At 58.8% G+C, this 15,648-nt stretch carries 12 protein-coding genes; 7 read left to right on the forward strand and 5 right to left on the reverse strand.

What is annotated here, in order from left to right:
- Window positions 1-145: 145 nt before the first annotated feature.
- From HKN37_01110 to surE, 6 genes are all read left to right on the forward strand, one after another.
- Window positions 146-895 carry an isoprenyl transferase gene (locus HKN37_01110; protein NNE45238.1) on the forward strand — a complete coding sequence of 250 codons (750 nt, stop codon included), beginning with the start codon at window positions 146-148 and terminating at the stop codon, window positions 893-895.
- 167 nt (window positions 896-1,062) lie between these two features.
- Window positions 1,063-3,516 carry an outer membrane protein assembly factor BamA gene (bamA, locus tag HKN37_01115; GenBank protein NNE45239.1) on the forward strand — a complete coding sequence of 818 codons (2,454 nt, stop codon included), beginning with the start codon at window positions 1,063-1,065 and terminating at the stop codon, window positions 3,514-3,516.
- A gap of 103 nt (window positions 3,517-3,619) precedes the next feature.
- The gene (locus HKN37_01120) at window positions 3,620-4,168 is read left to right on the forward strand and encodes an OmpH family outer membrane protein (protein NNE45240.1); all 549 of its coding nucleotides are present in this window, start codon (window positions 3,620-3,622) and stop codon (window positions 4,166-4,168) included.
- A 34-nt stretch (window positions 4,169-4,202) separates the two neighbouring features.
- Window positions 4,203-4,778 carry an OmpH family outer membrane protein gene (locus HKN37_01125; GenBank protein NNE45241.1) on the forward strand — a complete coding sequence of 192 codons (576 nt, stop codon included), beginning with the start codon at window positions 4,203-4,205 and terminating at the stop codon, window positions 4,776-4,778.
- 164 nt (window positions 4,779-4,942) lie between these two features.
- Complete coding sequence (gene panB, locus HKN37_01130) at window positions 4,943-5,776, forward strand: 3-methyl-2-oxobutanoate hydroxymethyltransferase (GenBank protein ID NNE45242.1); 834 nt, start codon at window positions 4,943-4,945, stop codon at window positions 5,774-5,776.
- An 8-nt stretch (window positions 5,777-5,784) separates the two neighbouring features.
- On the forward strand, window positions 5,785-6,618 hold the full coding sequence (surE, locus tag HKN37_01135; protein NNE45243.1) for a 5'/3'-nucleotidase SurE: 834 nt from the start codon (window positions 5,785-5,787) through the stop codon (window positions 6,616-6,618).
- A gap of 3 nt (window positions 6,619-6,621) precedes the next feature.
- Here the strand turns inward: surE and HKN37_01140 are convergent, their stop codons facing one another.
- The 5 genes from HKN37_01140 to HKN37_01160 all read right to left on the reverse strand — a co-directional run bounded on the left by HKN37_01140 (window position 6,622) and on the right by HKN37_01160 (window position 13,812).
- Window positions 6,622-8,343 (reverse strand): T9SS type A sorting domain-containing protein, encoded by a 1,722-nt coding sequence (locus HKN37_01140; protein ID NNE45244.1) that lies wholly within the window; start codon window positions 8,341-8,343, stop codon window positions 6,622-6,624.
- Between the two features lie 8 nt (window positions 8,344-8,351).
- On the reverse strand, window positions 8,352-8,705 hold the full coding sequence (locus HKN37_01145; protein ID NNE45245.1) for a hypothetical protein: 354 nt from the start codon (window positions 8,703-8,705) through the stop codon (window positions 8,352-8,354).
- Between the two features lie 162 nt (window positions 8,706-8,867).
- On the reverse strand, window positions 8,868-10,241 hold the full coding sequence (locus tag HKN37_01150) for a SpoIID/LytB domain-containing protein (protein ID NNE45246.1): 1,374 nt from the start codon (window positions 10,239-10,241) through the stop codon (window positions 8,868-8,870).
- Between the two features lie 44 nt (window positions 10,242-10,285).
- Entirely contained in the window at window positions 10,286-11,698 is a 1,413-nt protein-coding gene (locus HKN37_01155) for a family 10 glycosylhydrolase (protein NNE45247.1), read from the reverse strand.
- Between the two features lie 224 nt (window positions 11,699-11,922).
- A complete protein-coding gene (locus HKN37_01160; protein NNE45248.1) occupies window positions 11,923-13,812 on the reverse strand; it encodes an MFS transporter in 1,890 nt (629 codons plus the stop codon).
- Between the two features lie 115 nt (window positions 13,813-13,927).
- Between HKN37_01160 and nagB the strand changes: the two genes are divergently transcribed.
- The coding region (nagB, locus tag HKN37_01165; protein ID NNE45249.1) for a glucosamine-6-phosphate deaminase at window positions 13,928-15,648 on the forward strand (1,721 nt) is incomplete at its 3' end.

Here is a 15,648-nt window from a genome sequence, read left to right on the forward strand (position 1 = left end):
GAATTCACCGCCGCTTGTCAGACGTAGTTTCTGCTGGACGGCTCCGCGGTCGGGGTCGGAATCAACACAGCCTTTCGTCGCGACACCTTTGAAGCCAGCGAAATCCGAATCGTCAAGCCGCGGACCCACACCTGCCGACCGTGAGGTGCAGGAAAAGCTCAAGTCGGCCGGGCCCATCCCGAAACACGTTGCTGTCATTATGGATGGCAACGGCCGTTGGGCAGCGGATCGCGGAAAGCCACGGGTTTTTGGGCACCGGGCTGGCGTGGAGGCGGTTCGCGACACGGTCAGGGCTTGCGGTGAACTCGGAATAGGATACCTGACCCTGTACACCTTCAGCACCGAGAACTGGCAGCGACCCCGAACCGAAGTCGATGCCCTCATGCGGCTGCTGGTGCAGACAACGCGGCGTGAAGTAGCCGAACTCCTCGAAAACAACGTCCAGCTGAACGCCATTGGCAACCTGAGTTCGCTACCGGCATCAGCCAGACGGGAATTGACTGACGCGATCGAGATCACATCGTCTAATGACGGTCTGGTGCTCACGCTGGCCATATCTTACAGCGGCAGGTGGGAAATTGTCGAAGCCGCACGGAACATCGCACGCGAGGTAGCGGCCGGACAATTGCAGCCGGACAGTATCGACGAGGCGATGTTCACCGCGGAGTTGACCACGGCCGAAATGCCAGATCCCGACCTGCTGGTTCGTACGGGCGGTGAGCTCCGGATATCGAATTTTCTGCTATGGCAGCTGGCCTATTCCGAACTGTACGTGACCCCCACTTACTGGCCCGACTTTCGACGAGAACATCTCTACGCTGCAATCCGGAACTTTCATGACCGTGAACGACGTTTTGGGCGCGTTTCCCCGGTTCGAACCAAAGACGACGGCTGATCAAGCTGCGCAATAATCCGCGCCACCGTGCGTTTCAAGCCGGACGTGCCCGGAGCAAAATGCGGTCCCAGACTCCGCGAAACGTCTTGCACTCCACATCGTTCACTTCTCTTACGCCCAATCCACACCTCATGTCTTTGCGCAACGAATCGCCAATCCGCTTGCCAATGCGTTCTTTCTGCCTGGCATTGTCATGGTGCCTCCTCCTGGTCGCTCCGACTCTCGCGCAAGAGGCGAACAACCCATTTGTCGAGCCGGTGCGGGTTCGCGTCCTGGGCGTCAGCGTTGAGGGCGCGGAGAGCGACTACACCCGCACATTCGTTCGCCAGACCAGCGGTCTGGTCGAAGGCCAGGAACTGACCGTTCCGGGTGACCCTGCAATAGGCGATGCCATTCGATCCATCTACCGCCTTGGCATGTTTTCGGACGTCGAAGTTCTGGAAGACCGCCGGGTGGGAGACGGCGTCTTTATTGCGATTCGAGTACAGGAAGAACCGAAACTCGGTGAGTACAGCTTCGAAGGGATCAAGAAGAAGCATGCGAAGGAGCTACGGAAGAAGGTGCCGCTCATCAGGCGGAGCCCGGTGCGGCCCGAAGCTATCGAGAATGCCGAGCTGATCATCAAGGAGTTCTTCGTCGAAAAGGGACACCCGCTCGTGAAGACGACGGTTAATCGCACTGAAAAAGAGGATGACACAGTCGATCTCCGGTTCGACATCGACCGGGGCCCGAAGGTGAAGGTCCAGGATATCCAGGTGCACGGCAACGAGTATTTCTCCGATCGCAGGGTTCGGAAGAACATGGACACCAAGTCGGACAGCCGCTGGCGCTTCTGGCGCGGCGCGAAGTTCGACCGGAAGAAGTTCGAGGAGGATCAGCAGAAGGTTCTGGACTTCTACCGGGAGAGGGGTTTCTATGACGCCAGAATCGTATCAGATTCCGTGTATATGACGGACGTGGATTCGGATCCGGGTCTGGTCGTCGCGATCACGGTGGAAGAGGGAAATCCCTATTTCATTCGCGATATCAAGTGGGAGGGCAACACGGTCTACAGAGACGAGCAGCTTGAGGCGGCGCTGGGCCTGTCGGCGGGCAACCGCTTCAACGGCAAAAGCCTGGAGGCGAACCTGTTTGGAAACAAGCGTAGTTCCGACGTGTCGAGCCTCTACATGAATCAGGGATACATGCGGTTCAATGTCAATCCTGTTGTCCGGGCGGTCGGAAGCGACTCTCTCGACGTCGTGATGGAGATCACGGAGGGCGACATATACAGCTTTGGCAACATAGATATCAGTGGCAACACGAAGACGAAGGAACACGTGGTTCGCCGGGAACTGCTGACGATTCCGGGGCAGCGCTTCAGCCGTGACATGATCCAGGAGTCCGTTCGTCGTCTGCTGCAGCTGAACTACTTCACGCAGGAGTCGCTGGCACCGGGACCGCGTGTCGAGATTGACGATGCGAAGAAGGAGGTTGATCTGGCGTATTCATTGGATGAAACGGGAAGCGACCAGCTTGAACTTTCGGGAACGTGGGGTCGTTTTGGTCTCGTTCTGCAGCTGCGATTCACGTTCAACAATTTCTCGGCGCAGAATCTCTTCAACGGAAAAGCGTGGCGACCGCTTCCCGCAGGAGACGGCCAGAAGCTGTCCGTGGGCGTTCAGACTAACGGGAGCTACTACCAGCAGTATTCGCTCTCCTTCACGGAGCCATGGTTTAAGGGCCGGCCCCGACAGATGGGAGTTGCGCTCTCGTATTCAAAGATCGGTCGCAACCCGATCATTTCCAGCTCTGTTTCTACTGGCCGTTTGCAGACGGTGTCGGCGCGGACATTCTATGAGCAGCGCCTGAGTTGGCCGGACGACAAGTTCAGCACTTCGACGAGCGTCGGTTATCAGTACTTCAATAACGACAACTGGATCAGCACACTCCAGGCAGGAGTCAGCAACGAGGTGACGTTCCGGCAGGCGCTGATTCGGAATTCGACGAACCATCCAATATTTCCGACGGCAGGATCGAGGATGTTGTTCTCGTTCGAGCTTGCTCCGCCGATCGGCGATCTGATTCAGTACCACAAATGGCGTTTCCAGACCGGGTGGAACGTGCCCATCGGCAACAAGCTGACGCTCGGCATTTCGACCGACTATGGCTTTATCGGATCGCTTACGGGTGACGAAGTCGAGTTTGAGCGCTTCGTTGTGGGTGGCTCGCCGTTTGAGACTTCGGGCTTCAGCGGTACGTTTTTCGGGAAGGACGTGATCTACATGCGAGGCTATCCCATTTCGGCGATCGGCCCGCGGAGAAGTGGAGATCCTGTGGGTGGTCGGATTCTGAACAAGTACACTTCGGAGTTGCGCTGGCTTGCGGTTCAGTCCCCGCAGCTCTCCGCCGCACCCTACCTGTTTGCCGACGCCGCAAATACGTGGAACGGTTTTAGCACTTACAATCCGGCAAGCCTTTTCCGGTCGGCAGGATTCGGGGTTCGTCTGTTCCTGCCCATTCTGGGAATGGTGGAATTAGCATACGGGTATAATTTCGACGAATTTGTGCCGTTATCTTCGAGTGACGATGGAGATCGAGGGTGGTCCTTCCAGTTCACGCTGGGCCAGGGTTTCAACTAGAAACGACGCCATCGGGCGGGGACTTCACGCCATTCATCATGGACAGTATTTCCACAGAACTGGACACTCGGGCATGGCCAACAACAGCGGAGGACTTCGAGCTATGACATTCTACAGATCCGGTTTGCTGCTTGCCTTGCTGGTGCTTGCGACGGCCGTTCCTTTGCAGGCTCAACAGCGAATCGCCTTTATCGATTCGGACGCGATTCTGAATCGGATTCCCGAGTACGCGACCATCCAGCAGCAGATTGACCGCCTGGCGTCTGAATGGGATTCCGAACTCGAGCAATTGAGGCTCGGCGTTGATGATATGTTCAAGGACTATCAGTCGCGCGAACTCCTCTATACGAACGAGGAGAGGCGTAAGAAGCGTGAAGAAATTATGCGCGAGGAAGAAGAAATCGAACGCCTTCGTATGAGATACTTCGGCCCGGAGGGGGAGTTGTTTGTCGAGCAAGACAAGCTGATGCGGCCGCTTCAGGAGAGAATTCTGGAAGCGGTTGAAGAAGTGGCAACCTCGGAAGGGTACGATTACGTTTTTGATCGCAGTGGCGATTTCCTGTTCCTCTATGCGCGGGAGCAGAACGACATTGGAGAGAAGGTGCTGGAGGAACTCGGCATTGATGTTGAGTCCACACAGCGCGGTGGCTAGGATCAGCTTTTTGAACACAACCCAGGGACGATAGATGACGACTCTGAAACGACTTTTCGGTGCTGCACTCGGTGTACTTCTGGTAGTGCTGGCAACCAATGTGACAACCTTCTCCGCCTCGGCCCAGACGATCAAGATGGGATACGCCGACGCTGAGCTGGTACTCGTGAACCTTCCCGAGTACAAGACAAATGCAGAGCGAGTTCAGCGACAGATCGTGAGTTCGCAAAAAGAACTCGAGGCATTGAGCGGTGAGCTCCAGGGCGACATGCAGAAATTTGAAAAGCAGGCACCGATTCTCTCGCCGGAGAAGCTTGCCGAGCGCCAGCAGGAATTGCAGCAGCGATATCTTGCACTGCAGCAGCAGGGCGCGAGCAAGGAGCAGGAGCTTGCAGAATTTGAAGCTGACCTGATGAACCCGCTGATCGAGAAGGTGGGCAATGCGGTCAACGAAGTGGCAGCCGCGAACGGACTCGACGTCGTGTTCAAGTCGCCCGGCCTCTTGTACGTCAACGCAGCGACCGTTAAGGATATTACTGCGGATGTTGCCAGAAGCCTCGGCATTCAAGTGTCTGAGACCGACGAAGCGGCCTCCCCGGTGGGTCAGTAGGTCGAAGCCCAATACCAGGATTCGAAAGGCGCCCCGCGGCGCCTTTCTCGTTTCGGTCGATCCGCCGGGTCATCGTCGGCATTGTATATTGCCAGTCTGAACCCGATTCACAAACATAATGGCCGTTATCGGAAAGCGAACGGCGGTAATTGAGGGTCTCACGAATGAGCACGCACAGATCAACAGTCTCGATCGAGGAAGCCAGGCGCATTACGACCCAGACGTTGCAGGAGATGAAGAAGGCGGAGACCCCCGTCTCGATGCTGACAGCCTATGACTATACGTCGGCCCGCATCCTCGACCAGTCGGGTGTGGACGTAATTCTTGTTGGCGACTCGGCTTCCAACGTAATGGCCGGACATGAGACGACACTGCCCATTACGCTCGACCAGATGATTTACCACGCGAGCTCGGTTGTTCGCGGCGTGCAACGTGCACTGGTCGTAGTGGACCTTCCATTCGGATCGTATCAGGGAAACTCGAAGGGAGCGCTGGCATCTGCCATTCGCATCATGAAAGAATCCGGAGCCCACGCCGTCAAACTGGAGGGCGGGTCGGCCGTCATCGGAACCGTCGAACGCATCATCACCGCGGGAATCCCGGTGATGGGTCATCTGGGGCTGACACCGCAGAGCATCTACCGATTCGGGACTTACAAGGTGCGCGCCCGGGAGAAAGAGGAAGCTGATCAGCTCAAGCGTGACTCGTTGCTGCTTGAGCAGGCGGGCTGCTTTGCGATCGTGCTCGAGAAGATTCCGCTTGAGCTCGCAGCCGAAGTCACCAGGTCTCTCCGAATACCAACGATTGGTATCGGGGCCGGACCGAGTTGTGACGGCCAGGTGCTCGTGACGCACGATCTGCTCGGACTCACGACCGATTTCAACCCGCGCTTTGTTCGGCGATACGGACACCTCGCGTCCGAAATCCAGAGCGCGGTTGAGAACTACATTCAAGATGTTCGATCCCGATCCTTCCCGACGATTGACGAAAGCTACTAGATCGTCTGATGGACAAACCCGCACGCAACCCCTCTGACCGTCCACTGATTCTGGTCAGCAACGACGACGGAATAGACGCACCGGGTATCGTCGCACTCGTGTGTGCGATGCAAGGGCTCGGAGACATCCACGTCGTGGCGCCGGTCGATGAGCAGAGTGCGGTAGGCCATGCCATTACCATTCGCTCGCCCGTCCGCGCGCGACGCTGGCAGCTTGTCGGAGACCCTGAGCACGCGGCCGCGTTCGCCGTAACCGGTACGCCGGCGGATTGTGTCAAGCTGGCGGTGGACAAGCTCCTTCCGCGATTGCCGGATCTGGTCGTGAGCGGAATCAACAAAGGGCCGAATACGGCCGTCAACATTATCTATTCCGGCACCGTGAGTGCCGCGACCGAAGCGGCAATTCTCGGTATAGACTCCATCGCATTTTCTCTCTGTAACTATCGCGCGACGGACTACGAGACGGCTGGACGTATGGCCCGCTTTGTTGCCGAGAGCGTTCTTTCCAGAGGTTTGCCCGATGGGATTCTGCTTAACGTGAACATCCCGGATCTGCCGTACCACGAAATCTCCGGAATCGAGATCACCCGCCAGGCGCGGTCTATGTGGGAGGAGTCTTTTGTGGAACGGCGGGATCCATTCAACGAACGTTACTACTGGCTGTCAGGGACGTTCGTAAATCTCGACGAAGGTCCGGATACCGACGTCGGCGCGGTCGAACGGGGCTATGTTTCTGTCACTCCAATCCAGCATGACCTGACGGCGTACGACCAACTCGGACCGTTGGGCGAATGGAAGTGGCAGACTGAACCCATACCGAACGACTCTGGCACTGGTCAGTGACAATCAGCGGGTCACGATAAATTTCGCCGCTCGGGTCTTGCCGTCGAGATGGAATACGGCGAAATAAATCCCGGCCGCGAAGCTCTGCGGGTTCCACACAGCGGTGTGTCGGTGGCGCGCCGAAGCGTGCACGGCGGGGCGGGCGACCACCCGGCCCATCAGATCAAGGATTGATGCGTTGACGTTGCGGGAATTCGAATCGAAAGTCGTCAGTCGAATGTCGCCGCTGCCCGGGTTCGGATAGATCTCGATGGAAGGACGTTCGTCCGGCCCCGGATCAGACTCCGTTCCGACGGGCAGAAGGGTCGTATCGTACAGGATCAGGAGATCGTCGAGCTCGTCGACGGCCGTCATGTCCAGCGTCCCGTTGTTGTCGCGGTCGTGGAGGATCGCGCATGATCCCGCCTGCGAAGCCGGATAGTCTCGGTGACGATTGAACAGCCCACCGCCGCGATTTTCGAAGACCGTGAAGCTGGCGGACGAGTAGTTGCTCGTGACCAGGTCCAGGTCACCGTCGCCGTCAATGTCGCCAAGATCGATAGCCAGCGGAAAGATGCCCGTTACGAGGGTCCGCGGTGTCTGCAGTTGACCGCGCTGGTCACTCCGAATCACTGAAGCCGTATTGTCGGTGGAGCCGGCCGACGCCACGTCGGCATATCCGTCGCCGTCGACATCACCGGCCGCGAGCATCCACGGCCGTCCAGGGACGGGTACCGTCGAGGACAGGAACAGACTGCCTCGGCCGTCGCCGAGAAGAAGCGATACTTCACTGGAGAAGTACGAGCCTACAAATAGATCCGCGCGACCGTCTCCATTCGCATCGGCGACCGCGCACGAAGTTTCCCCCGCGCCGCCACCATCAATCGGTATGGGACTGCGAAAGGTGCCTGCGCCATCATTGATGAGCAGGTACAGTGAACTCCGGGATCTGCTCGCTGTGATGATATCGTCATCCCCGTCTGAGTCGATGTCCAGAACGCACACTGCTCTTGAGTCACCTGACGCAGGGATGGCCGGCATCACATTCAACCGTCCGTCTATCGTGCCGAGCAGTAGGTTGACGTTGTCACTTGCGTTGTTGCCGACGGCCAGGTCGATATGTCCATCTCCGTTGAAATCTGCACCTTCGTTTGCGCTGGGAATGGAGCTTCCGGGCAGGGGGTAGATCTGGAAGGAATCGAACGTGCCGCTTTGATTCAGGAAGACGCGGACGTCCGCGGCGATCTCGTTTGGGATAGCCAGGTCACTCCAGCCATCGCCGTTCAGGTCGCCCGCATACGCGCCGTAGCTCTGAATCCGGTTCTCACCGGGAAGCCGGATTGGCACCCGGTCGGTCTCCGTCATTGTTAGATCAGCCGGCAGGCTTCGAACCCAGAAGCTCCAGTAGTGCCCTCCGGAAAACGGCGTCCCATCTTCAAAGGTCACGGAATCCGATACACTTACGGAGACCTGCTCACCTGCAAAGAACGGTCGGTTCGGGCTGAGGCGCACCAGGCGGTTCCCGTTCTCGAATCTAAAGTCGCCTGAAGCGGGACCGGACCACCTTCCGTACACGCGAAATGTGGTCGAGTCTATGGACGATGGCCGCACCGCGCTCGAGAAAGTCAGGGCGATATCCGCGACGGTCGAGACACCGACCGTGTTACGAGGCGGAATCACCGAGTCGACGCCGTGCGTCTGTCCGAGCACCGCCGGGGTACCGGCAACCGCGGCTGCGGCCAACAATGCGCACGCTACGGCTGTCCGTCGACTGCGCGCTCGCGTGCCATGTCGCGACAGGCTTGCGGATGGATACAACGGCTCCACACTCGGGTACTCGATCGTACGAAGGACGACATCCGGCCCGGCAGCGTCGCGGACGGAGCATATCCGGAAGAATCGTTGGCTTCGGAACTAGTGGAGTCCCAGGTCAGGAGCGCAGCAGGTCGCGCCGCCGTACTCCACACATCGTACTCGACGCTGTTGACCTGAGAAGAGTGCCATGTGACCGACGAAGTGACGACATATCGCGTCATGATCTTGTCCGTGATGAGTCGCAACGAAACGGGGCAAAAAGCTGTGAACCCGCTCGCGTCGTGTGTGAACATGATCGCCAAAAAGTTGATGCTTGCAGTCTCCGGCAGGGACGAATCCCGGATCGACCGTGCAGACTACCTCCCTTCGTCCAGTCACGCAAGTCAGAAAGCGGCGGGCCTGTCGAATCGGAGAGAGGTCTGGTACCGCAGTGACGCCTGTCACGGGCAGCCTGCCTACCAGCCAACACGATCGCGATCGCTTGAGCTGGTGCCGGGTGCTCCGACGGAGGCGCTCCAGCCGCGGAGCCCGCCGGTTGTACCACGCTCGCCGTTGCGTGGACGGCGGGTCGATCGTGGGCTCGGGTCGTCGTCATCGGTCGGGGGTGTCACGGCCGCCACTTGATCGCCCGTCTCAAAACCGAGCTTATCCATGGAGCGGGTGCGCGTGCCGGCAAAGTAGAAATGCAGGATCTCTTCGAAGTTGTAGCCCCGCTCAGCCATCTCATGTGCTCCCCATTGGCTGAGGCCGACGCCATGGCCGAATCCTGACCCCTCGAATACGTAGTTGCCATCCTCCGTCCTGACGTCGAACATCGTGCTGCGGAGGGCAGACACTCCAAAGCGGCCCGTCAGGACCTGCCGGAACTCCGTACCCGTGAGTTCCGCGTCGGGCGCACCCTGCAACTTCAACTTGACCGTCCTGGCCCGCCCGTCCTTGCTCCTGGAATCAACGGACAACCCGGTCACCGAAGCCCCGGTGAATTGTGAAAGCGCGCCGTGCACGCGTTCACGGGAAAGGCGGGACAACCAGTCGTTGTATGGCGAGGCGGCTCTATCGAAACGGTCCTTGCGCGCGCGGAGGTAGGGGAGCGATTCGCCCGACCAGACATCTGAATTCCGGGCGGAGTGGCCCCCGTTCGAGGCAGAATATGCGGCAACGACCGGTTCGTCCTTGTGCATCAGGACGATTCCGCGCGTCGAGTTGGCAGCCTCACGCGACGCTTCAGTGACCACATCGAGGCCGTGATACACCTGCGCACCCACCCCGTCAACCAGTTCTTGCCGACTGTCGAGAATCGAACGGACGGCGAGCGTCCTGGCAAGGACAGCCATGGCCCGCGTACCTTCCTTGTCCCCGAGCGAGTACTCCTTCGCGACGACTGACGCTACGTACGGCTCTATCTGCACCGTGTTTGTGATCGCGAGGACCTGTTCGGCGGATTTTCGGATTGATATCGTTCCCGGGTATCTTCTGATGGTCGACCGGCCGTTCTCTGCGATACCCACGACGAGTCCGTCGTCGCCCGAGACACGTACGTGCAATTCGGTCTGGTGAATATCCATATCGCCAGCCCGGACGCTCAGGCCAAGCGCGTCAGGTCGAACCGTGATCGTGTCGCCTGGCAGGACGGTCATAATCCCATCCTGGTCAAGACGGGCGTAGAGCATTGCTTCGCCCTTCGATGGTACGATCGAAACGGACGAGGGCCTGCTGTTCGCAAAAAGGCGAACAGTGATCTCATTCGATGCCTCCTGACTCAGGGCTGGTGACGCCAGGAACAATGACACGGTGACGACGGCGAGTAGTCGTCCTGGATAACGCTTCATGACCACCAGTGATCTATGTGGCTTCAGGCCGCCGATACGCGCGGCTACGGTCCGGCCGGAAGGTCGATACGCTGCGCTGGTCCCTCGAGGCCAAGGCGGGAGACGGCAGACACGATGACGACCTCGGGCCTGGATGTACCCGGATACTCGACAAGCTGTTTCCAGCCCGGGAGAATATTGACCACCCACCTTCCTTCTTCGAGGGTCCGAATCACCCACAACCAGGTGTCCGACGACGGGGTCGTCATTTCGATCAGCATGTTGCCGCGAAGCGAATCGACGGTGAGTTCAGGTCTTGCGGGCCGCAGCCCGCCCAACCACCCGGTCTCCGGCACAAGCGAAGGCGCATCATAGAGCTGGGACGCTAACGCGGGCGCGGCCGCGGAGCTGTCGCGCATCAATGACTTCATGCTGAAATGGACGTTGCCTGTTGCCCGATCTCGCGACCGTGTGACAAGGACCTGGTCGAGAATTTCAGTCGGCGCCCACTGGCGCGCACCGGTCATCATGACGCGGCTCGTGAAGTTTCCCGGCCATATGTGTCGACCGTAAGGGTTCTGTTCGAGCCACCAGTCCAGCAGCGCCGGGTAGCTCTGTTCCTTCTTCTCTATCTCCCAGTACAGCTGTGGAGTCATGTAGTCCACCCACCCATTGACCAGCCACTTGCGGGAGTCGGCATAAATGCGATCGTACGCATCGAATCCCTCGATCTGAGGTGGATGTCCGGGACGCCAGATTCCAAACGGACTGATGCCAAAACGAACCCACGGCTTTGTCTCCTTGATGCCTCGCGCCAGATCCTCGACAAATCGGTCGACGTTGCTTCTTCTCCAGTCTTTGCGGGAGCCGACGAGCCCGGATTCTATCGCAGCAGCCCAGGTGGAGTCGTCCGGGAAATCGACAGTTACTCCGTCGTCGTCCGTGACCTCGTAGGGATAGAAATAGTCGTCCAGGTGGACCCCGTCGATGTCGTATCGTCCAACTACATCGAGGATGACCGCCAGCGAGTAGTCACGCGCACGTGGATCACCGGGGTCGAGCCACTTCTGCTCGCCATAGTCGCGAACCAGCTCCGGAAATGCGACGCTGACATGTCGGGCAGACGGCGGCGCCGTGGCGGTTCGATGCAGGGCGCGGAACGGGTTGAACCAGGCGTGGATCTCCAGTCCCCGTCGATGTGCTTCCTCTACGGCGAAGGCAAGGGGATCGTAGTAGGGCTTCGGCGGCACGTCCATGGTGCCGGTCAGGTACTCCGACCACGGCTCGATTGGCGAGTCGTACATGGCGTCTGCGGCGGGGCGCACCTGCAGTATGACGGCGTTCAGTCCGACGGCGCGCGCGCGTTCGAGGAGCCGGCGCAGTTCCATCTTCTGGGCGGTCGTGGAAAGTCCGGGCCGGGATGGCCAATCGATGTTCGCGACGGTGGCGATCCATGCGGCGCGGAATTCGCGCTGCATCTGGGGGACGGGTGGCTCAGGGAGCGGCACGCCCACCTGCCTCACGGGACGCTGACTACCGCAAGATGTGAAGAACAGAGCGGCGCAGACTATGCTGATGTATGGCCCAAGGGCCTTGAAAGTGCCAGATCCAGGCATTGTTCGAGCCTCAAAGCGTGATCGAAGTGGGAAAATAGTCGTCTGTGTGATTCAGGGGTGCGAGCCATGGAATTGAGCCGATCAGGTCAGCTTGCATCGCCCTCCGCATTGTCCTCCTTTTTGCCGAATGAGGGATCGATCTTGATCAGAGCCGTCGCAATGAACCCCGGAATCGTAGCGATCAGAATCCATATGAAGAACTTCGGGTATCCGATGATCTCCTGCAGCCAGCCGCTGAACATTCCGGGAATCATCATCCCGAGCGCCATGAAACCGGTGCAGATCGCGTAGTGTGCAGTCTTGTGCTGTCCGTCGGCCACGTAGATCATGTACAGGAGATACGCCGTGAACCCGAAGCCATAGCCAAACTGCTCAATGGCCACGCAAATGTTCACGGTAAGAAGACTCTCCGGCGCCACGGTCGATAGGAACACGTATACCGCGTTCGGGATGTTTATCGCGATGACCATCGGCCACAGCCAGAACTTCAGGCCGTTTCGTGCAGCGAGGAATCCGCCAAGCAGTCCCCCGGCCGTAAGGGCCAGCACACCGACGGTGCCGTACACAAAGCCCACCTCGCCGGTGGTAAGTGCAAGTCCACCTATTTCACGTGCGTCGAGCAAGAACGGGGAAGCGAGCTTGACCAGCTGTGCCTCCGCAAACCGAAAGAGCAGCATGAAGGTGATAGCCGTCGCGATGCCTGGCTTCTTGAAGAATGACGTAAACGTCTCGATGAACCCGGCGAGGATGCTGGAGTCGGGGCCCTGGACGATGGCGACATCCTCTTCCGGGAACGGCATGATCACCTTGTGATACACGAATGCCACGACGAAGAAGCCGGCCAGTACGTAGAATGTGATCGACCATGCGAGCGCAATGTTGCCGGATCGGCCGACAAAGGACGCACCGGTGGCCCGATTCAGCTTCGGATCGAGCTGAAAGGCGATGAGCGCGCTCTCCCTCTGGTTGTCCAGATCAAACTCCAGGCGTGCACCCTCAATGAGCTGTACGCTCTTGTCTCCGGAGTCACGTCCGAGATTCACAACCACCTGCTCTCCCGCAGCCATTGGCCTGCTAAGGTAGACGCGAACGACTCCGACATTTCCTGCCAGATCGGGTAGTGCCGTCTCCGCAGTCTGTGCGCCAAAGAGCCGCTGCACGGTCCGTCTCAGCGGTCCCGACACAAGTCGATTCCACGCTGAAGGTGCATCTGCCATTCCATCGTCATCGATGCCGCGTTCGGGCTCGTAGAATCGGTTGCCAATGTTGTGGGCCCTAACCTGCGCGAGAATGGAATCGACAGTTGCTCGCGACTGCGGCCGCGCGGCAATTTCAATTTCGACAGGATCCACGATGAGTCGAAGCGGCGCGCCTTCGTCCTGCAGTCTCGTCGAATCATAGAACGCGGCATCAACCGAGGCGACGGACGACGTCGACGTTTGCGCGTTAACCTGAATTTGAATCGGCTCGAGCCCGGTCGAGGTTTCGAGGTACCCCGCCAGGATGATGAGGAGGCCCTGGCCGGTGATCATAGCGATGCGGTAGAACGTGCTTCGGATCCCTACGAACCACGCTTGATCGTGTGTCGAAAGGCCGAGCATGTAGAATCCGTCGGCCGCGATATCGTGGGTCGCTGAACTGAACGCGAGAAGCCAGAAAAAGGCGAGCGTGTATCTGAGGAAATCCGGAACGGGGATTGTCAGCGCGACTCCGGCGAGCCCCGCGCCGATCAGGAGCTGCATCGCGATCGTCCAGAACCGTTTGGTCTTGATCGTATCGACAAGCGGGCTCCAGAGGGGCTTGATGACCCATGGCAGGTACAGCCAGCTCGTATACAGAGCAATGTCAGTATTGGACACTCCCAGCCGCTTGTACATGATGACGGATACGAGCATCACGACGACGTACGGGATCCCCTCGCTGAAGTACAGGCTGGGTACCCACGTCCAGGGATTGCGATGGGAGGGTCGGGACATTAGCTTGTTTGGTGAATATTCGATGGTTCGTGATCCCGAATCTAGCGACTGGGAATCTCTTTCGCGTGCTATCGTTTCAGACTTCTTCTGTTGCACATCCACTCAAGGAACGCTCATGAGTATAGATCGGCTTGAGAGTCAGATTCAGGTACATAAGAGAAGCGGAAGCGCTGGCGAAAGAGTACCGGTCTTAATATTTGACGATCCCGGAGAAATCGCGCTGCAGGCAGCCCGGCGCATTCGAACGCTGATTCAGGAAAAGGACGCAGCCAACGAGTACGCCGTCCTCGGCTTGCCGACCGGCTCGACGCCGATCGGCGTTTACCACGAACTTGCCCGAATGCACCGGGAAGAAGGGCTGGACTTCACCAACGTGATCTCGTTCAATCTGGACGAATATTATCCGATCCAGCCGGACAGTCTCCAATCGTACCGGCGGTTCATGATGGAGAATCTGTTCGATCACATCAACGTGCGCCCGGAGAATATTCGCATTCCGCGCGGGGACATCACGCCGGAAGAAGTGGAGCACCACTGTGCGGAGTATGAGCGCGAGATTGCCAAGGCGGGCGGGATAGATCTGCTCTTGCTGGGGGTGGGCCGCAGCGGCCACGTGGGATTCAACGAGCCGGGGTCCGAGATCGGCGACCGGACGCGCCTGATCGTGTTGGACGAGATTACGCGCAAGGATGCCGCAAGCGACTTCTTTGAAGAGCGCTACGTACCTCGAGAGGCCATCACGATGGGAGTCGGTACCATCCTGGAGGCGAAGGAGATCATTCTGATAGCCACTGGCGAGCACAAAGCGCCGATCATTCGCCGTGCGGTTGAGGAGGCGCCGACGACTGATGTCTCGGCGACCTACTTGCAGCTGCACCCGGACGCCACCTTCTATCTCGATCGGGCGGCGGCTGGTCAGCTCACGCGCGAGCAGACCCCATGGCTCGTCCGGCAAGTTCACTGGGACGATCACCTGGCCAAGCGGGCCGTGATCTGGTTGTCCAAGAAGGTGGGCAAGTCCATCCAGTGGCTGGAGGTGTCGGACTTCCATCAGAATCACTTGCACAGTCTCGTACATGCGTACTACGGCGGCGTGGATGAGCTGTGCCGGTCGACGTTTGAGGACTTGCGTCGGCGGATCTGGTATCGGAAGGATCTGCCGTCAAGCCAGAAGATCATCGTGTTCAGCCCGCATCCGGACGATGATGTGATTTCAATGGGAGGGACGTTGCTCAAGCTGGCGCAGAACGGCAACGATACAAAGGTTGCCTACATGACGAACGGATCGGTAGCCGTCTTTGATGGCGATGTAAGCCGGCATCTCCGTTTTGTGGAGATGACGGCGCCGATGTTCGTCGGGGACGAGCAGGCCGGAACGATCTCCGACAAGGTGGATGGCATCGAACAGTTCTTCAAGGACAAAGAGCCGGCTTCCGTTGATCTCAAGGAAGTGCAGGACCTCAAGGCCTACATCCGGTACACGGAAGCGGTTGCCGGGATTGAGGTGATCGGGCTGGATGCCTCGTGCGCCAGGTTCCTTGACATGCCGTTCTACAAGACCGGTCGTGTCAAGAAGGATCCGATCGATGACGAGGACATCCAGATTGTTCTGGACTTGCTCAGCGAGATTCAGCCGACACACATCTTCGTTGCGGGCGACCTGTCGGATCCACACGGGACGCACCGCATGTGTTACTCCGCCATCGAGCAGGCGCTTGCGCAATACAACGCGCATGAGTTCGGCGGCCCGGGGGACGAGGAATCAGAAGACGACGGTGCGGGTCATCAGCCGCCGATGGTCTGGCTATATCGCGGAGCGTGGCAGGAGTGGGAGAT

It is taken from the genome of Rhodothermales bacterium (assembly GCA_013002345.1).
GTDB lineage: Bacteria > Bacteroidota > Rhodothermia > Rhodothermales > JABDKH01 > JABDKH01.

Excerpts from the sequence above, each read along its gene's own strand:
- surE (NNE45243.1), top strand. The coding sequence starts at position 5,785 with ATGGACAAACCCGCACGCAACCCCTCTGACCGTCCACTGATTCTGGTC.
- panB (NNE45242.1), top strand. The coding sequence starts at position 4,943 with ATGAGCACGCACAGATCAACAGTCTCGATCGAGGAAGCCAGGCGCATT.
- HKN37_01150 (NNE45246.1), bottom strand. The coding sequence starts at position 10,241 with ATGAAGCGTTATCCAGGACGACTACTCGCCGTCGTCACCGTGTCATTG.
- HKN37_01120 (NNE45240.1), top strand. The coding sequence starts at position 3,620 with ATGACATTCTACAGATCCGGTTTGCTGCTTGCCTTGCTGGTGCTTGCG.
- HKN37_01145 (NNE45245.1), bottom strand. The coding sequence starts at position 8,705 with ATGTTCACACACGACGCGAGCGGGTTCACAGCTTTTTGCCCCGTTTCG.
- HKN37_01160 (NNE45248.1), bottom strand. The coding sequence starts at position 13,812 with ATGTCCCGACCCTCCCATCGCAATCCCTGGACGTGGGTACCCAGCCTG.
- HKN37_01125 (NNE45241.1), top strand. The coding sequence starts at position 4,203 with ATGACGACTCTGAAACGACTTTTCGGTGCTGCACTCGGTGTACTTCTG.
- HKN37_01155 (NNE45247.1), bottom strand. The coding sequence starts at position 11,698 with ATGCAGCGCGAATTCCGCGCCGCATGGATCGCCACCGTCGCGAACATC.
- bamA (NNE45239.1), top strand. The coding sequence starts at position 1,063 with ATGCGTTCTTTCTGCCTGGCATTGTCATGGTGCCTCCTCCTGGTCGCT.